This is a genomic window from Helicobacter sp. MIT 01-3238, assembly GCF_003364135.1.
Classification (GTDB): domain Bacteria; phylum Campylobacterota; class Campylobacteria; order Campylobacterales; family Helicobacteraceae; genus Helicobacter_B.
The window spans coordinates 1-24,771 of the sequence record NZ_NXLN01000018.1 but is presented as its reverse complement, the minus strand read 5'-3'; the positions used below and the strand labels follow the sequence as shown (position 1 = coordinate 24,771).

Sequence of the window (24,771 nt, the reverse complement as noted above, 5' to 3'; positions counted from 1 at the left end):
AATAATATTTTTGACACTTTTTGGTGTAGCACTAGAGGCGTATAAGGAGTGCAAAAAGTGGGATTGGATAAATTCTTTGTGAGTTTTTATACTCCTCCTGCGGATTTTTCCTCACTTGGCAAAATCACACTTCTTAGCCCCAAAAATTTTGATGATTTTGATAAGTCCTTTGTGCTTTTAGGGGAATCACGCACAAAGCAATACCTAAGTGGAATCTACTTTGAAAACAATCTAGCAAAGCCACAATCTAAAAAATCAAACAACCAAAACTGCGACACAAAAGGCGAAATAGAGCACGGTTTGCAATGTGATAGTTGGATTTTCAATCTCACAAAAAAGTGGCTAGATATGTATTTTGGCGGGGAGATTCCGCATTTTCTGCCTCCACTTGCACTGCAAGGCTCTAGCTTTGCACTACTTGTGTGGCAAGAGCTACTAAAAATCCGCTATGGTAGCACCACCACTTATGCTACTATGGCTACAAAAATCGCACAACAAAGAGGGCTTGCCAAAATGTCAGCCCAAGCCATAGGTGGTGCGCTAAAAAACAATCCCATATCAATCATTATCCCCTGCCACCGAGTGATTGGCACAAATGGTAGCTTGATAGGCTACGCAGGAGGAATAGAAAAAAAGAAAATCTTACTAGGACTTGAAAACCTCACAACTACTTAGAATCGCCATAAAATCACAAAGAGTTTTTAAGTATTTTTAGATTTTAGTCTAAAAGGACTTTTAAATCATTTAATAAAGCGTTTGACATATCTTGGCAGGCTTGCCCTTTTAGCACACTTTGACGCACTTGGATTTTGTGCTTAAACCTTAATTTACAAAAATCTAATACAATCGCTACTTTTAAATCTCTAGCTTTTTGGGCTATAAAAATTCCCAAAATATCCCTAAAGAAGCATAGTAGAAGCATAGAAAAATCAACACCAAAAGGAATACAAAATGAAAAACACCGCACAATACAATCACGCACGCAGAGGGTTTATCAAAACTTCTGCTAGTCTTGCACTAGGCTTAGCACTTCCCTCACTTCCTCCATTTCTCTCATCTGCACTTGCCAAAGACGCAAAAGCGACAAAAACCACCACGCTAAATAATGGCGTATCAATCCCACTTGTAGGGTTTGGCACTTCGCGTATGCAGGGAAGCGAATGTCAAAAAGCCGTAGAAAACGCACTAGAAGTAGGCTATCGACTAATTGATACAGCCCAAATGTATGGCAATGAAAGCGATGTAGGCAACGCGATAAATTCCGCGCTAAAAGGTGGGAAGCTAAAGCGCAAAGAGCTATTTATCACTACCAAACTTTCAAGCGATATGAGCTATGAAGAGACGCTAAAAGCCACGCAAGAATCGCTAAAAAAACTCCAAATTGATTATGTGGATTTGCTACTTTTGCATAGGAATTTCCCACAATCTGTGCCTATGTATAAAGCAATGGAAAAGCTACGCAAAGAGGGCAAAATCAAATCTCTTGGTATTTCAAATTTTACCCCTGAAGTTTATAGTGAGTTTGTCAAAAAGTGTGAAACACTCCCCGTGTTAAACCAAATGGAAACGCATATCTTTTATCAGCAAAAGCCTTTAAGAGAAGTGATGAAAAGCTATGGCACGAAGCTAGAAGCGTGGAGTCCTTTTGCCAATGGCAAAAACGACTTTTTTGCAAACCCCACACTTGTATCTATCGCCAAAAAGCACGGCAAAACTCCCGCTCAAATCGCCCTTAGATTTTTAGTCGAGCAAGATATTATCGTTATCCCTAAAACTGCAAAAAAAGAGCGAATGATAGAAAATATCAGCATTTTTGACTTCGCACTTGATAGCACAGATAGAGAAGCACTAAACGCACTAGATATCAATGAGCCTTTATTTAAGTGGTTTTAGTAGATTTTAGCGTGATTTGTTGATAAATCACGCTAGATTATTTACGCCACAAAATATCCAAACTATCACAAAACCAAAAGAGAATCTATGCTAAAACTCACTCGCCTAAGTGCGTGGCTAATGCTTTTTGGGGCTATTGGCTTAGAGATATGCGGGCTTAGCCTGCTAAAAGTCTTTGAGGGCAATGGCACTCTTGGCAAGGCTTTGCTCATCGTGCTTATGAACCTTTCATACTTCCTTATGTCGCTTACCCTGCGCCAAATCGCGGTGGGCGTAGCTTATGCCACTTGGGAAATCGTAGGGGGCATAGGCGTGTTGCTCGTTAGTTTTGTGTTTTTTGACCCGATTTTAAGCACACAGCAGTATTTTGGCATTGTCATAGGATTTGCGGGGATTATCTGCATTATCTTAGGCGAGGAGCATAGCCAAGCTAGCGAGGGAGAAGCAAGCAATCACACAGCGCACACAACTCAAAGCGCAACTAAAGAAGCCACCAAATCCACAAGCGGAGGGATGAGATGACACTAGCATTTTTACTCATCGTGCTTTCTGGCTTGCTAGATGTCTTTGCCAATCTCGCCCTAGCAAAATCCGATGGCTTCAAAAAACTTTGGTGGGGGCTACTTGCGCTACTTCTTGTGGATAGCGTGTTTTTGTTTTTGGCTTTCGCGCTTGATTTGGGAATGGAACTCCCTGTGGCTTACACGCTATGGGGCGCGATAGGGATTTTAGGCACAGTAATTGGCGGGTATTATTGGTTTGCCCAGAGGCTAAAGCCCATAGGCTTTGTAGGAATCGCACTCGTGCTTATCGCGGTGTATTTACTGCACTTTGCGTAAAAATCCAAAAACAAAATCTAAGGAATCAAATGCCAAAACTAAAAACTTATGGTAGTCTTATGCGACTTTTCAGCCTAAAAGAGGGGGAATTCAAACTCCTAATCCTCTCTTTTAGCTTTATTTTTGTGCTTTTTAGCTCCTATGCCTTGCTTCGCCCTATCCGCGATGCGCTCGGGCTTAGCGGCGGAGATGATGAGCTAAAGTGGCTGTTTTTGGGCACTTTTTTAGCCACTATCGCCTCTTCACTCGCGCTTATGTGGCTTAGCACGCGCATAAAAAGGCGATTTTATATCGATTTTGTGCTCGTGTTTTTTGGGCTAAATCTGCTTATCTTTTATGCTGCGATGAGCCTCATAGAGCCGCAAAGTAGCGAGTTTATCTGGCTTTGTAGAATCTTTTATGTCTGGGTTAGTGTGTTTAATCTTTTTGTATTTTCAAGCGCGTGGAGTTTGCTAAGCGATATTTTTAGCAAGGAGGCTTCCTTGCGACTTTTTGGGATTATCGCGGCGGGTGCGTCTCTAGGCAGTATCGCTGGCTCGGCAAGTGTGCGCTATCTAGTCGAGCATATCGGCACGAGTAGCTTTATCCTTGCTTCGATGATTTTGCTATGCCTTGCCCTTGCGCTAAAGCACGCGATGATAAGCGACATTTTTAAGCACGCTCAAGTTGCACATTCTAGAAATCCCAAAACCCCTCAAGTTTCCCAAACCGCCTCCCAAAATCCGCTTGAGAGGTTTGATAAAACCATAGGTACGAAAAATCCCTTTGTAGGATTTTCCCTCATCGCCAAATCGCCCTACCTGCTCGCACTTTGCGCGTTTGTGCTACTGCTTACGGCGGTTTCTACATTTTTGTATATGGAGCAAATGCGTATCATCAAAGAGACATTTTCTAGCAGAGAGGAGCGCGTGGCGGTGTTTGCTACGATTGACTTAGTCGTGCAAAGCCTCTCACTCTTTATCCAAATCTTTCTCACGGCAAAAATCGCCAAATTCTTTAGCCTAAGCGCACTTCTTAGCGCACTTGGCTTTGTGGTAAGCATAGGCTTTGTGGTGCTGTGCTTTACCCACCCTGCGTTTTTGCCCTTAGCAGTGGTGATGAGTATGCGCCGTGTGGGCGAATACGCGCTAGTGAAACCCGGGCGCGAAATGCTCTTTGTCCCGCTAAGCAGCGATGAGAAATACAAGGTAAAAAACTTCATAGACACGGTGGTGTATCGCGGTGGAGACGCGCTAAGCGCGCAAATAGAGAGTGCGTTATTTAGCTTAGGCATAAGTGTGGTGCTTTTGGTAGGAGCTGGGATTAGCTTTGTGTGGGGGATTTTGGGAGTGTTTCTAGGGAGGAAATACCAACAAAAAGATGAGCAAACAATCTAGTAAAATAAGCAATAAATAAAGATGATTTTATAACGGTGATTTTCTAAAGAAGCATTGCTTTTTAGGCATTATATTTTTGCATTACAATTTTTGCGCACATAAGCCATAGCAAAAGTCCAAGCATAGCCACTGCGCCTAAGAAAAGATACGCATATAGGTAGCCATAAAACTGCGCGAAATATCCGCCAATCCCGTTGCTTAGTGCCGCGCCAAGTCCCCCGCAGGTAAGCACGAGCGCAAGCCCTGCGTTGATATGTCCGCTTCCACGAAGCATAAATGCCACGATGACAGGGACGATTACGCCACTTACCCCCGCACCCACGCCATCTAAAATCTGCGTGAAAATCATTCCATCTATGCCTGCGAAGTTTGCTGCTATGCCACCGCGAATGATGAGTGCGAAAAAGCAGGCAAAAAAGAGCCAAAAATAAAGTTTAAATTCTGAATTATTATGCCTTTGTGGTTGCGTTGGCAAAGGATTTTGTGGTAGATTTTGTGTCGCGTTTGGTGCTTGATTTTGTTGTGCGCTTTGTGGCGGATTTTGCAAGGGATTTGAGAGTGTGCTTTGCGCAAGATTTTGGGAGCTGTTTTTGCCCTCTATGTGGCTTTGCGCGTGGCTTTGATTCCCTCCTACTAGGCTTTTTACCGTGAGGTTTTCACTCGCGACATTCTCCACTGCGACATTCTCTCCTGTGATATTTCCCCACACATTGTCAGCTTGATTGCGCCGTAGTGCCCTACCACACGCAAATGCCACAAGTATCATCGTGCTTTGCGCGATAAGTATCGTGGCTGCTGCGTAAGCCCCGCTTGAATCAATGCCTAGCTTTTGCGCCCTTTGGCTTAGCAGTGGGAGCATTGCGGCGTTGCTTAAGTGGAAGCAAAACATTATCGCGCTTAAAAACACCACGCGTTTATCGGCAAACAACGCCCAAATACTTACGACTTTGCCCACCACTCTCTGCCTTGCCCCACTTTGCCCCGCACCTTTTTGCTCCGCAGATTTTGCGCTCTCTCTTATCTCGCCTCGCGCGGTAAAATCATCGATACACTCGCTTCTAATAAGCCCTAGCACCACAAGCGAGCAGCCACCAAGCAGTGCGGTAATCACAAACACGCTTGCTATGCCAAAGTGCAGCGCAAGCACAAAGCTAAGAGCCGCGCCAAATGCTGTGCCTGCGTGCTTGTAGGCTTCATTGCGAGCGCATTGAAGCGGATAGTGCTTCACGCCGATGATTCCAAGCGTGAGCGCGGCAAAGGCGGGGGCTAAAAACACGCCACTAAGGGCGACTAGGCATTGCGCAAGGAGTGTGAAAACAAATGAGGGAAAAAAGTAGTTCAGCGAGCAAAAAAGCACGATAAGCGCGACAAAAAAGGCTATGCACTCCTTTTTGCGCGTGGTTTTATCCACCAAAATCCCGCAAGGCACGCCAAGAGCAAGCGCGATAATGTGGCTAATGGTCGAAATCAGCCCCACTTGTGCTTCACCAAAGCCGTTTTGGAGTAGAAACACACCCAAAAATGGTCCCAAGCCATCACGCACATCGGCTACAAAGAAATTTAGCCACGCTAAGAGATTGCTAGGATTCATTGTGGTTGCCTAGAGTGCACACTTAGAGTGGGCAGGGTTTGGCGTGCAGAATTTGGCACATAAGATTTTGCATTTGAGTGCAAGTTTGTGTGTAGATTTGTGTGCGTGGATTTCACATTCTGCCTTTATTTCACAATTCAAAACTTTAAGCACTAAATAGCGAATTTTGTGCCTTGCTTTTTGCCAAGTCAAAGTTGCTGATAAGCAGCTCCTTGCCCTTTGGAGCGTTTGTCTGTTTAAAGTTATTCATTCCGTATTGCAAACTCCACTCTTTTAGGCAAAAATCCTTATACAAATCGCGGATAAACGCGCTATCATCATAAGTAAGCAAGAATTTGTGTTTGGTGGATTTTAGCACTTCGCACAGCTCGCAGTGATTAAATGTGGTATGCAAAATGCCCTTTTTGCCATAGAGTTTTGATTTGCTCGCACTAAAGTATGGCGGGTCTAAAAAGAGGAAAACACTTTTTTCATTGCTCTTTTCATCGCCGTTTTTGCCCTGAATCGTATCGCTCGCTTTTGGGACATTTTCTATACTTTTACCCAAAGATTCCTCACACAAAAACTCCTCACGCAAAGATTTCTCACACAAAAATTTTTCGCCCAAAAACTCCCTATAATCGCTACTAAAAAACGCAAAATTCCCCAAAATCTTACTCGTTGTCTCTAGTCGCTTCACACTACTTGGCGTAAATCTGCTTTCATAAGATTTTTGCGAATACCCGCCACTATCCACCACGCCAGAGAATGTAATGCGATTGAGGATAAAAAAGTCAATCCCGCGCGTAAGCTCATCTAACTCATCATTGCGCCGAGAGAGGATAAATTTATAGAGCTCTTTGCCCTCTGCAAAGCTATTTTTTAACTTCAAGATTCCCGAGATTAGTCCTGCGCAATCCCTCTGCAAACTTTGCCAAAAGCAAAACAGCTCATAATTTAAGTCATTTGCATAGATTTTTACCCCGCTATATTGTGGATTTTGCGCGACATAGAGTCCAAGCGAACCACCGCCAAAAAAGGGCTCTCTAAACTCAACTATATCTTTTGGCAAAAATTGTGAAAGGAATTTTAGCGCACGAGACTTGCCACCGGGGTAGCGCAAAGGGGATTTGATGAGTTTTGTTTCATTCATTACGCCCCTTTTAGGCTGTGGTTGGCAAATGCAGCGCATTCCAAATCCTCACGCCAGCATTTTTTTGCAAAAAATATTTATAGGCTAGGCTAAATCGCATAGTTTCGCGCTACTTTCGTAGCTCGGTATAAATGCGCTCTATTTTTTGTGCTTCTTGTTTGTCGCGTAGCTCACGCTCATCTTGGTTGTTTTTTGTGAGTGCCTGCTCGTTTTTAAATATCTCATCAAGCAATCTTTGCGTGGCTTGCGTGTCGTTCCCCGCTTTTGCGTGGTGGATGCGCACTTGGAGGATACGCTTTTGTAGTTCTAGCTTGTCGCGCTCATCGCGGTATTTTTGCGTGGCTTTGTGAAGCGACTCTCTAGAATCTGACTCGATTTGCAAGGCTTTGATTTGGGCTTGCTCGCTTGCGTTTGCAAAGATTTCGGGGGCTATGCCTTTGATATGGGGCAACTCGCCTTGTGCTAGTGGCGCACCTTTTGGTGGCTTATGCTCGTGGGGTTTAGCAAGCGCACTTGTGGCAATCCCCACACAAAAAAGCGCGGATACAACGGCGATAGTAGCGATAAAATGTCTCATAGAGCACTCCTTAAAATGTGATAAAACACCATTTTAGCACAATAAAATCCAAAAACCACAACGGCAAAATTTGAGATAGGCAGATTTTAAGACAAGCGCACATTTTGTGATTTTGCTAGCCATCTACCAAACCCACGCTATACGCTCGCCCTAATCAACCTCACGCCCAGCACAGCACTTCGCTAAAAGCCCTTTATCAAACCAACACCTTACCTACTCTATCACCTTTGCCCTATACGCGATAAGTCCTAGAATGCTTACAATCACGCCCATAAGCAGCAGCAAGTGCAATGCCTGCGTGAAGCTCTCAAAGTAGTCGTGCAAAAGCCCTATGATAAATGGCGAGGTGCTAGCGATGAGGTAGCCAAAGCCCTGTGCCATAGCAGAGAGTTTGCCAGCGATGATGGAGTTCGCGCTTTTGGTAGAGATAAAAAGCAGAGCGATTGCAAACACGCCACCCATAGGGATTCCTATGCAAATCGCTCCGATAACCACACCAATTCTAGAATCTAGATAGATAAGGCAGGCAAATCCCACCACATACAGCCCACACAAGCACGCCATATACACCGCACGGTAAGCATTCCTAAGCTTGCCCAAAATCACAGGTCCCACAAACCCTATCGGCACGGCTATGGCTTGGGCTAGGAGCAATATACTCGCGCCAAACTCGCTCCCATAGCCCATTTCGCTAACGATGAGTGCGAGCCACGCAAACATAGCATAAGCCACAAAACTTTGCGCCCCCATAAACGCCGTGATTTTCCACGCACTTGGTTGAGTAAAAACATTGATTTTGCTTTTTTGCCTTTTTATCGTGCGAAGTAGTCTGCCGTTGCGCATTTGCGGGATATACACGACAAAGGCTAGCAGCGCAAAAGGTAGCCACACAAGTAGTGAATAGCGCAAGCCTAGCAGTGATAAAAGTGGCAGGGCAAGCAGTATCCCAAAAATGCCAGAGAGGTTTAGCACAAGGCTATATATGCCCATCATAGGGGCGATTTTGTGCGGGAACTTTTCTTTGACAAAGCTAGGCAGTAGCACATTTGCAATGGCTATGCCACTCCCTAGCAACGCCATTCCCACAAAAAGCCCAGCACTCCCACCAAAGCTACGATACACTTCGCCCACAATGATAAGCACAATCCCCACGACTATGGCACGCATAGGCGTGAAATACGCCACCAAAAAGCTCACACTCCCAAAGGCAATCAGTGGCAGAGAAGTCAAAAGCCCACCAAGCGCGGAATTTATGCTATAAGCGTTTTTGATAGGCTCTATGATAGGTCCTAGCGAAGTGATAGGGGCACGCAGGTTTAGCGTGAGCGCGACTAAAAATATGACATTTAGCCAAAAAATCTTTTCACTTGCTTTCATCTCTCTTGCCTATATTTGTTTGTGCTTATGCGCGCTATTTGTGCTTTTCTTGCGCTTGCCCCGCGCTTGCTTGCACTTGCTTGTGTGTGCTTGCAACCTTGCTCGCGCTTTTGTGCTTACGCTTTAAGCGTCAAATAGCATTAAATTTGCGTAAAAATTATAATTCCCTTAAGATAATAACTCCGCACACGCATAACGATTTGCGATTTTGCAAGCTGTATCAAAGGCTTTTTTCTTTGCAAATGGGCTTTTTAGAGAGATTTTGCTTGGCTTAAAGCCCACCCTTAAAACACGCTTGGGCTAACCAAAGCGCGTTTTCTTGCGCGTTTTTATGCTTATCCCTACTCTTTAATGAGTGGTAGATTTTTTAGCATTGCTTTTAGTTGCAATTCCGCCTTTGGCAAATGCTCCGCGATTGTCAGCCCCACGACTTCGGCATTTTGGCTAAGCGCGTTGATTGCATTTATCACATTTGCTACACTTAAAACGCCCGTATCGCCCACCGCGACATAGAGTTCTTTTGGGTTTAGCACATCTAAATCAAGGTGGATTAGCACCTTTGTTATCCCTCGCTCCTTTAGCCACGCACTCATCGCACTCACTGCCTTTGCTTCATTGTCCGCTATGTCTTTGCCCGAGATTGAGTGCGCACCTAGATTTTCGCGCCGTGCGTTGTAATGCTCTGCTTCATTAGAATGTAGCCCGATAAAAAGGACATTTTGTGGCTTGATATACGCAGGAAGTGCAAAATCGCCCCTTAGGCTTTCATCGCCCACAATCGCACTCACCGCCATAGCGTGATAGCCCTTGTAAAACTCATCATTTGCCACGCCCAAATCAGGATGCGCATCAATCCAAATAAGCGCGACATTCTCGCCCTGCTTGGCGTATTTATCCGCGAGATAGCCAAATGGCGCGATACTTGTGGCGCATTCCCCGCCAAGTGTGAGGACTTTGGCAGGATTTTTAGATTGCAAAATCTTTAGCGCACTCTTGTGCTGGGAGAGTAAAATCTCTTTATCAATCACACCACCTTGCACGATTCTAGCCCCTTTTGAATCCACCTTAAAATCCTTTGAAATATCCACAAACGCGGTGTTTTTATCTAGGCTAGGGTTTATATCACTTGTCAGCAAATCTAAAATCTGTGCGCCTAGCACATACCCACGCGCCGCCTCATTTGGCTCTAAATCCTTGAAAAAGCCCACTATATCGCCACCCTGCCATTGCGGGAAAATGAGTTTAAGGGTTTGATTTGGCATTGTTTGCTCCTTTGATACTTCTTTGGCATTTTGGCTTGAATCACAGCCGTTTATGAGCGCGCACAAGCCAAGCGCAGCAATAAGACAAGCAAAAAATCTTAACATTTTCATTTTTGCACTCCTTTTGTTTTGGCGGAATTGTAGCGCAAATATTTAAAGAGTGAAATTAAGATATAATACTCGCCAAAAGGGGATACAAAGAGAGAGCAGAGAGAGCAAAATAGAGAGGGGACAAAAGAGGGGATAAGGAGTTTGCGTGCGACAAACAACACAAATCGGGGAAAGCACACAACAAGTCAGCTTCACAAAATCTAACAATGCCACAAAACGCACTTTTGCCAAAATCGCTTTTTTGGATTTGGAAGTAAGCGTGCAAACGCGCAAAATCCAAAATATCGGTGTGTTGCTAGATGAGTTTGAATGCGAGCAGGTGCATTTGCAAAACCTAAAAGAGCTTTTTACTTCCCAAAAGCCAGATTTTATATGCGGGCATAATTTTATCGAGTTTGATAAGCCACACCTTAGTAACTCCTCTTTTAATGTATTTGTGCAAACCGTGCCAATCATTGACACGCTCTATCTTTCACTTTTGCTTTTCCCTGATAAAGCCACGCATAGGCTTGAGAAGCCCTACAAGCACGACATTCATAGAGAAAGCCCCGCAAACTCGCCATTGCAGGATTGCAAAAACACCAAAAATCTTTTTATCTACCTCAATGAATGCTTTGAAAATCTCCCGCAAAATCTGCAAGATATTTTTACACTTTTGCTTAAAGGTAATGCACATTTTAGTGGCTATTTTTCTTATAGGGCTTTGCTTGGTGCAAAGGTGCAAAATCAAAGCCTATCAACTCTCATTAAAGAGGAATTTGGCTTAGAGGATTTTGCGCGATTTTTAGGGAGTGAGGAGAGGAGGCTAGATTTTGCTTTCGCGCTATCTTTTATCAATATGCTTAAAATCAAAGAAGCGAGGTATTTTTCTCCCTACATTTTGGCTAGACATTGGGGTTGTGTAGAGATTGTAAAATCCATTAGAAGCACGGAGCATATAGAGCTTGAAGCATTTGGTAAAGATGAGTTTGGCATAGAGGGCTTTAGGAGATTTAAGCGAGCACAAAGCCAAAGTTTGCTTGAAGTATTCGCTAAAGATTCCAAAGAAATCTCTCAAAAAGACATTATACAAAGTGCGCTAGATGGGGAATCGTTTTTAGCTATTTTGCCAACAGGTGGTGGCAAAACACTTACTTTCCAGCTCCCAGCCCTCATCAAAGCCAAGCAGTGCAAATCCCTAACCGTAGTCATCTCTCCACTCCAAGCCCTAATGCAAAACCACATACAAAGTTTTAAGGCAAAAAATCAAAACTTCTGCATAGAAGCTATAAGTGGCTTTCTAAATCCTATTGAGCGATTTGGCGTGTTTGATAAGCTCACTAATGGCGAGGTGGATATACTCTATCTCGCCCCAGAAGCCCTGCGCTCACAATCTATATTCAAAGCCTTGCAAAAACGGCATATCGAGCGGTTTGTCATCGATGAAGCGCACTGCTTTTCTATGTGGGGGCACAATTTTAGGCAGGATTATCACTTCATCGCCCAAAGCATAAAGGACTTAGAGTCTAGCCCACACCAAGATAAAATCGCTATTTCGTGCTTTAGCGCGACTGCAAAGCCTGAAGTGATTGAGGATATTAAGCAGTATTTTAGGCAAAATTTAGACATAGACTTAAAAACTTTCATCGCTTCAAGTGAGCGCAAAAGCCTAAGCTATGAAGTCTTGCAGGTAGAAAACGAGGAGCAAAAGAAAGAAAGGCTTTGGCAGATTTTGCTCCAAAGAGAGCAAGAAAAGCCGCTAGAAATGAAAAACCCCACAATCATTTATATCCCCCAAAACGCAGGGCTTTGCAAAAGATTGTGCGAGTGGCTTAACCAAGAGGTAGAAAAATTTCGGCTTGATTTAGTTATCGAGCCTTTTTATGCAAGGCTTGATGATGATGTGAGCGAGGGCAAAAAGCAAGGACGCAAAAAAGCGCAAATCCTGCAAGATTTTATGGATAATGAAGTGGATATTATCATCGCTACAACCGCCTTTGGTATGGGGATAGATAAGCCAGATATTACGACAATTATCCACTATGAGCTAAGCGATAGCTTAGAGTCCTACATTCAAGAATCAGGAAGAGGTGCAAGAGATGAGGAGCGATACAAGGCTAAGTGCTTCATACTCTATGACAAAAAAGACATAGACAAAAATTTCTACAAACTGCGTCAAAGCAACCTTGACTTTGGCGAGATAAAAAGCCTAGTGCGCGTGCTAAAAAATGAGTATAAAGAGCGAAAGAGAAATCCTCTCACCGTGTCTCTAAAAACTTTGCACAAAAGACTTGGCAAATATGAGGAGGAGTTTGACTCTGCGCGTATAAAAACTTCGCTTTTAGAGATTGAAAAAGCGGGCATTATCAAAAGAGCGCGGGTAAAAACCCAAATCTATGCCACTTCATTTAGGCTAAAAGTAGGCAAAGACAAAATGGGTGCGGTGCATAAAATCCTAGACCCACAAAAGCAAGCTCTGCTAGCAAAAAGCAAGGAGAAGCGAAGTTTTGATGACGCACTGTTTTTGGAGCTTTATGATGCGATGATTTTAATCGTGCAAAATATCATTCAACGAAGCAGGGAAAATAGCGCAATAAGCCTTGATGAGCTTGATGAAATCGTAGGTAGCATAGGCGAAACCCAAATGGTGCAGGCGTTAAAGATTTTGGAGAAAAACGCGCTTTTGGGGAAAGAAAATGATATTTTGCTTTTTATTGATTCCCAAAAAGCACGGGAGAAAACAAAAGAGTTTTTTGACTTTGAGAGAGGATTTTTTGAAGCCATAAAAGAGTATATCAAAAGAGGGCAGGCGATTGATTTACGGGAATTTAACAATGAAGCACTTAAAAATCTAGCCGCCTCTAGTGTGAGCCAAAATCCGCTTTATGTGCTACGATTTATCATAAAATCTTGGGGCTATCTTTTGAAACTCGCTCAAGTGCCTTTCAAGTGCTATTTTAAAAACGAGCAGTGCTTTTTTGCCCTCACTAGCGAGGTGGATAAACTTGATAGGGCGATTAGCTCACGGCAGGGAATCGCGCGTTTTGTCATCGACACAATCGCGCAAAAACTCGCCCAAGAGCACAAAGACACAAAGCCAAAAGAAATCTATGTAGCAAGCGCAAAAATCTATGACTCCCTCCAAGAAAAAGGGCTAAAATCCTCGCTAAGCGGATTTCACTCCACTCTTAATATGATGAGCGCGGTGCTTGATAGGGATTTTGACATACGCGCAGGACGGCTTATCTATCATCAAAAAGAGTGCATAGAGTGCGATTCTGAAAAAATGAATGAAAAAGTGCCATATAGAAAGGAGCATTACAATGCGAGTTTCAAAATCTTTATGGAGCAAAAAATCGCCAATATCCACATTTTGCAAGCGTTTTTAGATAGCTTTGTGCGTAATGGCGAAAATAGTGCGAAAGCCTTTATGAGAGATTATTTTAGCCTTTCAAAAAGGGATTTTATAAGAGCACATAAAATCGATGAGAAATTTATCAAATCGCCCATTAGCAAGGAGCTACTCAATGCAATCATTTTGGATTTAAACGATTCGCAAAGAAAAATCCTTGAGGACACTTCTAGCGCGATAATGATATTTGCAGGACCGGGCAGTGGCAAAACAAAAACCCTCGTGCATAAAATGGCGCACCTACTCACAAAGGAGGATAAAAAGAGTGAAAATTTCCTAATGCTTGCACATTCTCGAATCGCTGTGCTTGAATTTAGGGCGAGGCTTTATAGCTTGCTAGGCGAGCAGGCGTTAAGCGTAAAAATCCTTACTTTTCATTCTTTTGCCCTAAGTCTGCTAGGCGAGCGGGTAGAAAACGATGAGGAGCTAGATAATAAAATCACGCAAGCCACGCGGGGACTAAGAGAAGCTACAATAAGCCTGCCCTACATAGAAATGCTCGTGCTTGATGAATACCAAGATGTCAATGCAGAGAGCTATGAATTTATCAAAGCGATTTATGCAAAAATGCGCGGGGAGAAGCAAATCATCGCTGTGGGCGATGATGACCAGCTTATCGGCGAATTTTTGGGCGCGGATAAAAGGTTTATCAAGCATTTTAAGCAAGACTTTGGCACACAAGATGAGGATAGCGAAAACTATGAGAGTGGCGAAAATATCGGCGGCGGTGGGAATGCTAGCGATGATGAGGGCGAAAGTGGTGGCAATGAGAGCGAGCAAGAGAGCAAAAGATTTTCTACCCACACGCTTAGTGTGAATTACCGCAGTGGTGGCAAAATCCTTGATTTTATCAATGCCTTTAGAAAAGCCTTTTTGCCCGATAGCCTAAAGCGTGAAAACCTAATCCCAAGTGATAAAAACAAGCATAGCGGGTTTGTCTCCCTCACGCTTTATATGCACAATCTCTCACTCCAAGAAATCGCTAAGCAAATACGCCAAATCCAAGCAAGCAGTGCGCCAAGCGATGAAAGTGCGCCAAGTATCGCGCTGCTTTTGCGAAGCAATGATGAGGTGTTGCGTGCGCTATACGCGCTTGCAAAAGCGGGCATAAACGCGGGCTACATACTTGATAAAGAGGGCTTTGAAGTGGGGGATTTGGTGGAGATTTGGGAGTTTTTGGAGTGCTTAAAAAGTGGGCTAGACACACGCCAAGCATATAAGAAAATCTGTGAGGTGTATCAAAACTCTCAGAATCTAGAATTATTTAAGCGGGCTTTGAAGCTCTTTGCAAGGGAGTATAGGGAGGATTTGGACTATGCAAAGAGTGCGGATAAAAATCTTGGGGCTAGCGTGGTGGTGAGTGATTTTGAGAAATTTTTAGCCGAGCTAAAGTTTGAGGAGATTGAGGAGGCAAAGGGCAAAGTCATCATAAGCACGATGCACAAGGCTAAGGGCAAGGAGTTTGACATTGTCTTTGTGGGGGTTAGGAAAGATTTTAGGTTTAGCGAGATTGTGGAGAGGCGGCTTTTGTATGTGGCATTTAGCCGAGCCAAGCAAAAACTCTTTATCCACACTCAAAGAGATGATTTGGAGTGCTTAGCGGGGCACTTTGGCGAGCGTAAGACTTGCTGGACAAAAGAAGCTATCCCGCAAAAGATACGGTATGAAATGGGGCTAAAGGATATTTTTCTTAGCTATGAAGTGGCACAAAATAATCTTAAAGATTTGCGCATAATGGCGGGGGAAATGTGTGAAGTGCGTGATAGAGAGGATATAGAGCTACTCTATAAGGGCAAAGGTGTAGAGGGTAAATGCACGGAGGATAAATATGTAGAGGGCAAATGCGTGCAAAAATGTGTGGGTAGGCTTTCAAAAAAGCTAGCGCAAACACTGCGTGATAAAATCGCGCAAGGCTATGAGCTAGAAAAACAGGCGAGGGTAAAATATGTCGTAAAATGGCGCGACAAGCAAAAAGGTAAAATGACTACACAAGTGCTTTGTGAGGTGGTTTTGCACAAGGGCTAGGAAAGAACCTTGCGCAGGAAATCTGCAATCCTGCAGAACAATCCCACACACAAAAATCCACCCACAAAATCTAGCGCAAAAAAAACCTCACGCACGATTTTCGCATAAAAACTTTGTGCCAAAATCCCACACAAATATCTATATGAAATCTACACCAACGCAAGTGAAATCTGCGGTATATATGTTACTAGCACCAATCCCACTAGCATTACCATTAGCCACGGAAGCACAGAGATAACGACATCTTTTAGGCTAAGCCCTGTGAGAGAGCTAGCCACAAAGAGATTTAGCCCCACAGGTGGTGTTATCATACCTAGCTCCATATTTACCACCATTATTATCCCAAAGTGTATCGGGTCTATGCCAAGTGATACAGCGATAGGCAATAGCAGAGGTGTCATTATCATCACTACCGAGCTAGGCTCCATAAACTGCCCCATAACAAAAAGCAATACATTTACCACGATTAAAAACATCCACCAAGTCATCTGCTTTTGGATAAGAAACTCCGCTATGCTGTGAGGTATGCGCTCGCTTGTGAGGAAATGTGCAAACACCACTGCACAGCCGATGATGAGAAATATCATCGCTGTGGTTATCGCCGCATCTAAGCACACTGCATATAAGTCTTTTAGTTTTAAGTCTTTATAGACAAATACCGAGATGATAAAGGCATACACCACAGCGATACCTGCGGCTTCTGTGGCGGTAAATACTCCTCCATAGATTCCACCTATCACCACCGCGATGATAAGCAGTGCCCAAAACGCACGCAAAAACTGCTTTAGCCTTACTTTGAAAGATTCTCTTTTGCCTGCTTTGTATCCTAGCCTTTTTGCCCCAAAGTAAGCATATATCATCATCATAGCACCTATCATTAGCCCTGGGATAATCCCCGCTTTAAACAACGCTTCGATAGAAACTACGATTTCTCTGCCTTGTAAATCGCTTAGCCCGCTTGCCGTTACTCCATAGACTATCATCACTACGCTTGGGGGAATCAAAATCCCTAGACTTCCTGCTGTGGTTATCGCACCTACGGCGTATGACTTTGGGTATCCCGCTTCTCTTATGGCGATAAACATAACCGAGCCGATAGCCACCACCGTAGCAGGCGAGCTACCACTTACCGCAGCAAATATGATACAAGCTAGAATCGCGCTCATAGGTAGCCCACCGGGCAGATGTCCTACAAGCGATTTGGCAAAATCCACTATGCGATTTGCAGCACTTCCTTTGCTTAGTAGTGAGCCTGCTAGGATAAACATAGGAATCGCCATAAGCGTGGGCTTAAACGCGGAGATAAAAATATCTGGGATTCCGCTAATGTCGTGGCTAGTAAAAAGTAGCATACACACAAGCGAACTAATCCCAAGCGAAACTGCCACAGGCACGCCAACTAGAAGCAATGCAAATAACAATATAAATAGCACAATGATACTCATCTAAACTCTCCTTACAAACAAGCTAAACAAACTTTTGATTTTTGCTTTGTGTGGATTTTGATTTTGTGTGGCTTAGAATCTCTTAAAAATAAATTCTCTTGCAAGAGAATTTATTTTTAACTTGCCAAAGCAAATCATACTTTTTCAAAGCATTTTCCTCAAACTCGCACACTATTCTTTCACAGCCACATCGTGCATTATCTCATCTTGGGTGCGCTTGACTACTTTAGATGATTCCATCCACGATACTTCATAGATTTTCTCTATCACGCGATAAGTCGCACCCAAAAACGACAATGGCAAGCACACTAGGAAAATCCACAAAGGCACATTGTGAAACGCTTCGCTATATCTCACCAAATCCATATACAGCTCCACTGTCAAAAATCCAGCATACGCCATAAATGCCAAAAACACCGCACTTAAAATGTGAGAGAAAATCACGCAAGCCTTTGCAAGCGCAGGTGGGAATCTCTCCACAAGCACCATAACGCTAATATGCACTCCTTTGCGAAATCCATACGCCGCACCAAAAAGCGCACTCCATATAAAGCAATAGCTTGATAGCTCCTCACCCCAAGTGAGTGAGTGCACTTCGGGGTAGATACTTGCGATGAAGCGCGTAGTGACATTTAGCGCGACTATGACTACGCCTACTGCTAGTCCAAACACAGCGATATTTTTGTTTATACCAGCGATGATGACATCAAGGATAGAGAAGATTTTATTTACGCTAGGGCTTAGATGAGCCCATTTGAAAGGCTTTTGCAAGTATAAAAGCAGAGTTTTCATTATGATTCCTTATCTAGTCTTTTTAAGTGCGTTTTGGCTTTTTTAAGTTTTATGCTTTTTGATTTTTTGCACTACTTTTTTTGCTTCACTTGAATTTCGCTTAAAAAGGACTAGCAGATTTTGGCTTATTTTGCACTATTTGTGTATCTACAATGCAAGCCATACTCTGCATTATAACATTTTATGGTGTTTTTAAAACTTTTTAGAGAGTTTTTATAAAATCTAGCAAAACTAGCTAATTTGAGACAGCATAAGAAATAAACAAAAAGGATAAAAACAAAAATAAATCTAATACGATAAAAAACCAAAATACCAAAAAACACTATGAATCCAAAATTTGCGCTCATTTAAGCGTTTTCATATTTTTAGTGTTTTATAATGTGTTTTTTAATTACTTTATTACCGAATTTTGCATATAAATATTTAAGGAAACAAGAATGTGGCTTAATCGACAAATAGGACAAAACTTTCGAGAAGAATACGCGATAAAAGATAAGATTTTGGATGTGAGAAGTGAGCATATTTTGGAGCTTTTTCGCACGGACGCACTAGGGCAAATCGCACTTTTTGATGAAAGCGAAGTGCTTGTAGAGAAGTTTTTGCACATAGAGAGTGAGCTAGTGGCACATATCGGTGCGTGCTGTCTTCAAGAGAGATTACAAACCCCACCAAACCCACTCCCCACAGATAAAGCAAACACACAATCTAGTAACCAAACTATCATAAACAACGCTTTGATACCACACAATGCCTTGATAGTAGGGGGGTTTAATCTAGAGATTGCATATCAGCTTTTTAAGCACGATATGCACACATTTTTTGTCCAAAGCGATAGCAAAGTGCTTGATTCTCTTATCAGCTTTTTGCCACATTTCAAAGAAGTGAGAGAAAATCCGCTTTTTACACATTGCGCGAAAATGATTGATTTGCCTATCCAAAAATACTCCCTAATCATTCATAACCGCACACCAAATCCACACGAAATAGACGCTTTAGCGAGGCTTATGCAAGAAGAAAGTGTATTTATCGCTCCACTGCCTCACCCGCTTTTTGATGAAGCAGAGTTTGAGATTTCACTAAAAGATTTTGGCAAATTTTTTAGCATTGTTATGCCATTTTTCACGCCCATTTTTAGCCACAAAGCATTTGTTTTTGCTTCCAAGCGCATTCACCCACTAGCTGATTTTTGGCTACAAAAATGCGATATGATAGAAAATCTAGCCTATTATAATGCCGACATACACGAAGCTGCATTTGCACTAAGCACAAATCTAGCAAGCAAAAATCTAATCAAAAGCTAGCATACAAATCCTAAAAAACTAAAGAATAAAAATGCCAAAGATTGATGATTCTAGCAGCAAAGATGAGATTGTCTATGATTCGTTGTTTTTGGATTCGCCGTTTTTGCCACACGCTATTGTGCTTACAGGTGGAATAGCAAGCGGGAAATCCACCTGCATAAAGATTCTACAAGAGTGGGGGTTTAGCGTGGTGTGTGCTGATAGCATCGCTCATCAAGTGCTAGAAGAAAACGCAGATAAACTTGTAGAAATATTTGGAGAAAAGATTTTGCTAGATTTTGTTTTTGATATGAAATCTAAAAATCCGCAAAAATCACAGCCCAAAATCAATCGAAAAGAGCTAGGCAAAATCATCTTTGCAGATGATAAAAAACGCAAACTCTTAGAATCCATAACCCACCCACAAATCCACGCCCAAATCTATGCCAAAGCCCAAGAGCTAGAAAAAACTTTGTCGCAAAAATCACAAAATAACGAGCAAAAAAAATACTATTTTTTAGACATACCGCTGTTTTTTGAGGGCGGTGGAAAAGCGCGATATAACGCACGATTTTCCTTAAGCATCATCACAACCAAAGCCTTGCAGTTGGAGCGGATTTTGCGCAGGGATTTGCTTAGTCTAGAGCAAGCACAGCAGAGGATAAACTCTCAAATGCCAAGTGTAGAAAAAATGCAAAAAAGTGATTTTGTGTTGTTTAACAACACGACTTTAGAGGAGCTAGAATCTAGCCTAAAAGACTTCATAGAAATGCTTGAGTTGTGCGAGAAAAGATAAAAAGCAAGTGTGATATAAAATACGCACCAAATATTTTTCTACCTGCTTTATCTGTTATTTACCTAATGTGTGATTTTACCTTGTATTTACGAGTTTATTTTTGGAAATCGCTGTGAAAAAAATCTATATTGAGCTTAGTGATATTTGTCATCTCTCTTGTAGCTTTTGCCCCACTCCTAAAGGAAAAAGAGGGATTATGAGTGTGGAGGATTTTGGGCATTGTTTGGAAGAGGCTTTGAGATTTAGCAGGCGCATTGCTTTGCATATTTTGGGCGACCCTTGTGCGTTGCCAAATCTAAATTTATACCTAGAAGCAGCACGCAACAAATCAAAATCCCCACAAATTGAGCTAGTTACTTCAGGTGCATTTTTTGCCAAACATAGCTTAGATATGCTTTTATCCCCACCTATATATCAGCTCTCTATTTCGCTAGAAGCAGGCGTGGATAATTTCGCTCACTCTAGCGATAAACGATTTAGCGTGTATCTTGATTCTCTCACAAAAGTTTTTCACACACATATAGCAAATCCACGCGTTTTTTTAAACCTTAGAATCCAAGATAAGCGCACATTGCAAGATAGAGATATGTTGCAAATCATTACAAGATTTTTAGCTCCATTTGTGGACTTTGGATTTTGGGATAGAAGTGCTACAAAAAATGGCATAAATAGCGAAAACGCAAAAAAGCTATTTATAGAGGGCAAGATAGAGGAGCTACTTGATACAAAAGGTAGAATCCGCTTGTGGAAAAATGCTCTTTTGGTGGTAAAAAATAGCTTTGTTTGGGCTGGATTTGCACCTAAAAATGAACGAAAAAATCACAAATGCTATGCTTTGCGCGAACAAGTGGGAATCCTAAGCAATGGCGCAGTAGTCCCCTGCTGTATGGACGCACAAGGAGAGATAAATCTAGGCAATATTTTTACCACGCCACTAAAGCAGAGTTTATCAAGCAAGCGAGCGCAAAATATCATCGCAGGATTTGAGATAGGAGAGGCGCGTGAAAATCTTTGCAAAACCTGTGGATTTTGGGAGTGAGGTTTGGAAGTTTTTGGTGGGGATTTGAGATAGTTTTTGAAATAGAAAAAGTAAAACTTAAGCCGTAAAACAAAGATACAAAAAAAGAAAAAGTGTCGTAAGCAAAATACAAAAAAAGCTAAGGAAAAGCATCACAAGCAACACAAAGCTGACAATCTTGCGTTTGCGTTGCTTGAAACACTGCTCTATCTCTACTCTGCTTAATTTTGCTTTACTTCAATCTTATCTTTGATTTTTTCAAATAGCTTTGCACCGATACCTTTTATGTTTTTTAGTTCTTCGATTTTCTTAAAAGGTGTTTTTGTTCGGTATTTGATGATTTCATCAGCTTTTTTATCACCGATTCCTTGCAAAGTCATTAGCTCTTTTTTCGTGGCAGTATTGAGGTTTATAGCAGCTAAAGCAAAGTTTGCAAATACAAAAAGAGGGAGTAAAAATGCAACTAGAAGTTTTTTCATTGAAATGTCCTTTATTGAAGTTTTATAAGTTTTTTATGTCGGCAGAATCTGTCAAAGTAGAACAAGCAAAATCAAAGAAATTTCATCGCCACTTCATCAAGGCAGGGCTAAAAATAAATACTTCTTATTAAGTGTCTAGATGCTAAATTCAAGCACAACAAAAAAGCGCGATTCTAACTACACTACACTTAATGTGCGCTTAAAATATTGGGTATTTTATAAATTTTGTTCATTTTTGTTGTTATTTTGCAGGACTTTAGTTATCTTTTGCGGTAATTCACACAATAAAACGAAAGCCCGGTTTAATTTTGAATGGTGTAAGAATAGTTATACTAGTCCGAACTTATATTAGTAGCTCTACAAAACTAGAATCTAACGCGATTTCATCATTTACGCTTTTTACGCGCGGGCAAAAGCTAGCCCAAATTTCAATAATCCCATCGCTTTTGTTTGGGCTTAGGGCGTATTCTTTTGGGCTTATGGGGTAGAGTGTGAGGGGGGATTGTGGTGCTTGGATTATTTGAGAGTGTGGCTTTATGGGCAGTGGTGCGCCATTATATGTGGCTTTGATAATAGCACAGGGCGTTTGATTTAGTCGCAGTGTTTGCTTACCTTTACTTAGGACTTGTGCGGCTTGGCTTATGTTGATTTTTAGGGATTTTACGATTGTGTGTGCGGTGTCGTTTAGCGCGTCTATGATTTCTTCATCGCTAAATCGCACGCCATCTTTTGCTAGATAGTTTGTATCGCGCAGGCGACTTCTCACGCGCAGTATAATGTCATTTGTAAGTATATTTTGCATTTGGTTTTCTCGTTTTTGTTTGTTTTCTCTTTTTTGGTGCAGTGGGTAGAATCGCACTACCTAAATCTAGCTTATGAGGCTAGCTCGCTTACTTAAGCACACTGCATAAAGTAGGCTTATCGCGTTGGCTAAACGATAAGCCTTATGCAAGGAGAGGAAAAAGAATCGCGTTGAGGCTAGAGGTGGCTTCAAAGATGAGTTTATGTTTGCGTGCTTCTTAGGAGTTGTGAAATGTGCGGGGTTTTTCACAAGGAGTTAGCATTTTATCCAAAAGGAGTGCCACTCCCTAGCCTCGCGTGAAATTCTGCCCTAAAGTCGTGGGCATAAAAAAGTGGCTAGAATTTTTTGTGCGTGTTTTTTTTGCGTGTGGATTTTGGGGAGTAAAAAAGGAGTTTTTATAAGTTTTGCAAATTTTTATACACTTCGCTTCTATGCGCTATGCGTAAAGTTTCTACTATAAGTTTGTCATCATCTATTTTTGCTAAAATACGGTAGTCGCTAGCGTGATACCTCCATAAATCACTGCCTACTAAGGCTTTGCTGATTTCTCGTGGATTGTCATTTACCGTGGCTTGCTTTAGCACATTTGCGATTTGGATAAAACTTTATGGGTTTGATTTTTTGGATTTGTTTGTATGCTTTGTGGCTAAAGATTACTTCATAGCTCATCTAAGCTATCCTCTGGGAAGTGCGCGTTTTTTTTGCTCGATTTGCTTTTTTCTTGCGCAGTTAGTGACTTGTCCCATTGTTTGTCAAAGACTTATTTTGCAGGTGCGCCTTTCTCTCCACTCTCCAAATACTCATTATAGGCTTGTTCGCCTTTTTGCGCATCTTCTAAATCCTCTAAATATTGCAAAATCATCTCTTTTAGCAAGTTTCCCTGCGAGATATTACGCTCTTTTGCTATGAGTGAGAGCATTTCCTCTGCTTGACTAGGCAAGTCCAAAACCACTCTCATTTTGCTATTCCTTTTGGTTAGATTTGTGTATTGTAGCATAGTTATTTTGATTCTATGATTTGGATTTCATTTGAATCGGGTTCGTAGAGTTGATAAACTAAAATCATCAATTTGGGATTCTAGCTCGGTTGTGTCATATTGAGCTACAGGCGAAATAATTCTATTGTAGTTGCTTGTGTTATTTTTGGATTCTATGCTTTTGTCATTCTTAAGTGAGGTAGTAAGGGGGGGGGGGAATCTGTGGCTTGTTTTTTGGATACTTCGGCTAAAGCCTTAGTATGACAAGATAAAGTGTTGGTATGACAAAATGTGAAATAGGTTTTGATTTGTGGAGGATTTTAGGGCTTTCAAGTGTTTTTGAAGTATTTTAGAAAGAATATTTGAAGTTTGCTTGGATTTTTAAGATTTAAAATCAGCCATATAAATTATCGTTTTGCGAAGTAATCATTAGGGGGATTCTCTATATTTCTCGAAAATATAGAGAATCTAAAAACATTCAGCACGAAAGCTAATCAATTTTACCCAAAACGATGATTTTTGTATCCCCACATTTTTACTAATCATCGTTCAAATAGATAAGCATTTATAGCATTTTTTTACAAGCTATTGCATTTTGCTAAAAGCTATAAGTATAGCGCAAAGACACAGTGTAGTATGTGCGCGTTTCTTTCCATTCTATACCATTATTTGCATTAGTGTAATCAACCCCTTTTGAGCTGATAAATGGCACTTTAGCCACTAGCTCAACACCGTGTTTTTCAGCCAAATTTGCCCTTAAGCCCACATTTAGTGCTACATTGATTTTTGTAGGTTCTTTGGTTTCTCTTAGACTATTATCAATACGCACTCCATCATCAAGCAAATATGTATTGCCACCAAGTCCAATCCCTAAAAATCCGCCAAAATCAAAGCTACCAAAGTCTTCAATTTCTTTGTTTACAAGATTAGCTAGAAAATCTACATTCACTCCATAATTTAGCACATTATAAAAAGAAACCCTCGTATTGTCATTAAGAGAAGTCAAGCTATGTGTGTAGTTTATGTTAGCATAGTATCTCAATCCTAGTTGAGGAGTAAAAAATTGCTTATATCCTAATATAAGTCCATAGTTTCCACCAATGCCAAAACTACCATAGTTTCGAGGGCTATAATAGTTTCTCCCTATTTGTCCTGCTAGTTTTTGCTCTAGGTGAAATATACTTACCCCCGCTTCTAGCCCCACAAAAGCACCGCTTTTTTCGGCATTTGCCACACTTATAGTAGCTAGCACACTAGCTATTGCTAGATATTTTGATACACTCTTTTGCATTCCTGCTCCTTCAAGGTTGATTTTGGCAAAGCTAGCTTGCAAAGCAAAAACACCGCGCAAAATACATTAAACACAACGCATAAACGCAGTGCTTATCTTTTGTGAAACCTGCAAATTATCAAATCTAACAAAACGAATTTCACAAAACGAATTTTGCAAAACTACTTTGCCAAGCGGTATTTTACCCCCCCCCCTTATTAAGATTTACTTAAAAGTAGAAAATTTTTTGATTTTTTTTAAAAAATATTTTTTTTCTAATCCCAAAATTTTGTCAAAATTTTTAGCCATACATAGCGACACGGCGACACAGCTTGATAA

At 41.6% G+C, this 24,771-nt stretch carries 23 protein-coding genes; 10 read left to right on the top strand and 13 right to left on the bottom strand.

The window, feature by feature from the left end; genetic code table 11:
- Positions 1-57: 57 nt before the first annotated feature.
- The 5 genes from CQA40_RS11635 to CQA40_RS07140 all read left to right on the top strand — a co-directional run bounded on the left by CQA40_RS11635 (position 58) and on the right by CQA40_RS07140 (position 4,108).
- Positions 58-675: a methylated-DNA--[protein]-cysteine S-methyltransferase gene (locus tag CQA40_RS11635; protein WP_258864494.1), complete on the top strand. Its 618-nt coding sequence runs from the start codon at positions 58-60 to the stop codon at positions 673-675.
- A 276-nt stretch (positions 676-951) separates the two neighbouring features.
- Positions 952-1,893: an aldo/keto reductase gene (locus CQA40_RS07155; protein ID WP_115520209.1), complete on the top strand. Its 942-nt coding sequence runs from the start codon at positions 952-954 to the stop codon at positions 1,891-1,893.
- Between the two features lie 87 nt (positions 1,894-1,980).
- Complete coding sequence (locus CQA40_RS07150; protein ID WP_115520208.1) at positions 1,981-2,415, top strand: multidrug efflux SMR transporter; 435 nt, start codon at positions 1,981-1,983, stop codon at positions 2,413-2,415.
- Positions 2,412-2,732, top strand: coding sequence for an SMR family transporter (locus tag CQA40_RS07145; RefSeq protein ID WP_115520207.1), 321 nt, complete (start codon positions 2,412-2,414; stop codon positions 2,730-2,732). The genes CQA40_RS07150 and CQA40_RS07145 overlap by 4 nt, the downstream gene beginning before the upstream one ends.
- Before the next feature lie 29 nt (positions 2,733-2,761).
- Entirely contained in the window at positions 2,762-4,108 is a 1,347-nt protein-coding gene (locus CQA40_RS07140) for an NTP/NDP exchange transporter (RefSeq protein ID WP_115520206.1), read from the top strand.
- A 61-nt stretch (positions 4,109-4,169) separates the two neighbouring features.
- Here CQA40_RS07140 and CQA40_RS07135 read toward each other — a convergent pair whose 3' ends face one another.
- The 5 genes from CQA40_RS07135 to CQA40_RS07115 all read right to left on the bottom strand — a co-directional run bounded on the left by CQA40_RS07135 (position 4,170) and on the right by CQA40_RS07115 (position 10,158).
- Positions 4,170-5,699 (bottom strand): MFS transporter, encoded by a 1,530-nt coding sequence (locus CQA40_RS07135; RefSeq protein ID WP_115520205.1) that lies wholly within the window; start codon positions 5,697-5,699, stop codon positions 4,170-4,172.
- 145 nt (positions 5,700-5,844) lie between these two features.
- Positions 5,845-6,831, bottom strand: a complete 987-nt coding sequence (locus tag CQA40_RS11630) for a DNA adenine methylase (RefSeq protein WP_258864493.1) — start codon at positions 6,829-6,831, stop codon at positions 5,845-5,847.
- 109 nt (positions 6,832-6,940) lie between these two features.
- Positions 6,941-7,408, bottom strand: a complete 468-nt coding sequence (locus tag CQA40_RS07125; RefSeq protein WP_115520204.1) for a hypothetical protein — start codon at positions 7,406-7,408, stop codon at positions 6,941-6,943.
- 213 nt (positions 7,409-7,621) lie between these two features.
- A complete protein-coding gene (locus tag CQA40_RS07120) occupies positions 7,622-8,785 on the bottom strand; it encodes an MFS transporter (protein ID WP_115520203.1) in 1,164 nt (387 codons plus the stop codon).
- A 341-nt stretch (positions 8,786-9,126) separates the two neighbouring features.
- A complete protein-coding gene (locus tag CQA40_RS07115; RefSeq protein WP_115520202.1) occupies positions 9,127-10,158 on the bottom strand; it encodes an arginase family protein in 1,032 nt (343 codons plus the stop codon).
- 145 nt (positions 10,159-10,303) lie between these two features.
- On the opposite strand from CQA40_RS07115, the gene CQA40_RS07105 reads away from it, so the two are divergent.
- Positions 10,304-15,574, top strand: coding sequence for a RecQ family ATP-dependent DNA helicase (locus CQA40_RS07105; protein ID WP_115520200.1), 5,271 nt, complete (start codon positions 10,304-10,306; stop codon positions 15,572-15,574).
- Positions 15,575-15,723: 149 nt separating this feature from the next.
- Here CQA40_RS07105 and CQA40_RS07100 read toward each other — a convergent pair whose 3' ends face one another.
- Both CQA40_RS07100 and CQA40_RS07095 read right to left on the bottom strand, forming a co-directional pair.
- Positions 15,724-17,019 (bottom strand): TRAP transporter large permease, encoded by a 1,296-nt coding sequence (locus tag CQA40_RS07100; RefSeq protein WP_115520199.1) that lies wholly within the window; start codon positions 17,017-17,019, stop codon positions 15,724-15,726.
- 171 nt (positions 17,020-17,190) lie between these two features.
- Complete coding sequence (locus CQA40_RS07095) at positions 17,191-17,811, bottom strand: TRAP transporter small permease (protein WP_115520198.1); 621 nt, start codon at positions 17,809-17,811, stop codon at positions 17,191-17,193.
- 437 nt (positions 17,812-18,248) lie between these two features.
- Between CQA40_RS07095 and CQA40_RS07085 the strand changes: the two genes are divergently transcribed.
- The 3 genes from CQA40_RS07085 (at position 18,249) to CQA40_RS07075 (ending at position 20,926) form a co-directional block, all read left to right on the top strand.
- Positions 18,249-19,112, top strand: coding sequence for a spermidine synthase (locus CQA40_RS07085; RefSeq protein ID WP_115520196.1), 864 nt, complete (start codon positions 18,249-18,251; stop codon positions 19,110-19,112).
- A 31-nt stretch (positions 19,113-19,143) separates the two neighbouring features.
- Complete coding sequence (coaE, locus tag CQA40_RS07080; RefSeq protein ID WP_115520195.1) at positions 19,144-19,887, top strand: dephospho-CoA kinase; 744 nt, start codon at positions 19,144-19,146, stop codon at positions 19,885-19,887.
- 112 nt (positions 19,888-19,999) lie between these two features.
- The gene (locus CQA40_RS07075) at positions 20,000-20,926 is read left to right on the top strand and encodes a radical SAM/SPASM domain-containing protein (protein ID WP_147290178.1); all 927 of its coding nucleotides are present in this window, start codon (positions 20,000-20,002) and stop codon (positions 20,924-20,926) included.
- A 200-nt stretch (positions 20,927-21,126) separates the two neighbouring features.
- Here the strand turns inward: CQA40_RS07075 and CQA40_RS07070 are convergent, their stop codons facing one another.
- Complete coding sequence (locus CQA40_RS07070; protein WP_023928313.1) at positions 21,127-21,384, bottom strand: helix-hairpin-helix domain-containing protein; 258 nt, start codon at positions 21,382-21,384, stop codon at positions 21,127-21,129.
- Between CQA40_RS07070 and CQA40_RS11185 the strand changes: the two genes are divergently transcribed.
- Positions 21,363-21,515 (top strand): hypothetical protein, encoded by a 153-nt coding sequence (locus CQA40_RS11185; protein WP_181882874.1) that lies wholly within the window; start codon positions 21,363-21,365, stop codon positions 21,513-21,515. The two genes, CQA40_RS07070 and CQA40_RS11185, sit on opposite strands and share 22 nt — an antisense overlap.
- A gap of 212 nt (positions 21,516-21,727) precedes the next feature.
- Here CQA40_RS11185 and CQA40_RS07065 read toward each other — a convergent pair whose 3' ends face one another.
- The 5 genes from CQA40_RS07065 to CQA40_RS07050 form a co-directional block, all read right to left on the bottom strand.
- Positions 21,728-22,186, bottom strand: a complete 459-nt coding sequence (locus tag CQA40_RS07065; RefSeq protein ID WP_115520193.1) for a hypothetical protein — start codon at positions 22,184-22,186, stop codon at positions 21,728-21,730.
- A gap of 66 nt (positions 22,187-22,252) precedes the next feature.
- Positions 22,253-22,435: a hypothetical protein gene (locus tag CQA40_RS10885; RefSeq protein ID WP_147290177.1), complete on the bottom strand. Its 183-nt coding sequence runs from the start codon at positions 22,433-22,435 to the stop codon at positions 22,253-22,255.
- A 146-nt stretch (positions 22,436-22,581) separates the two neighbouring features.
- Entirely contained in the window at positions 22,582-22,770 is a 189-nt protein-coding gene (locus tag CQA40_RS07060) for a type II toxin-antitoxin system RelE/ParE family toxin (protein ID WP_181882873.1), read from the bottom strand.
- 176 nt (positions 22,771-22,946) lie between these two features.
- Complete coding sequence (locus CQA40_RS07055; protein ID WP_115520191.1) at positions 22,947-23,144, bottom strand: DUF6290 family protein; 198 nt, start codon at positions 23,142-23,144, stop codon at positions 22,947-22,949.
- A gap of 616 nt (positions 23,145-23,760) precedes the next feature.
- Positions 23,761-24,453 carry an outer membrane beta-barrel protein gene (locus tag CQA40_RS07050; protein ID WP_115520190.1) on the bottom strand — a complete coding sequence of 231 codons (693 nt, stop codon included), beginning with the start codon at positions 24,451-24,453 and terminating at the stop codon, positions 23,761-23,763.
- Between the last annotated feature and the right edge of the window lie 318 nt (positions 24,454-24,771).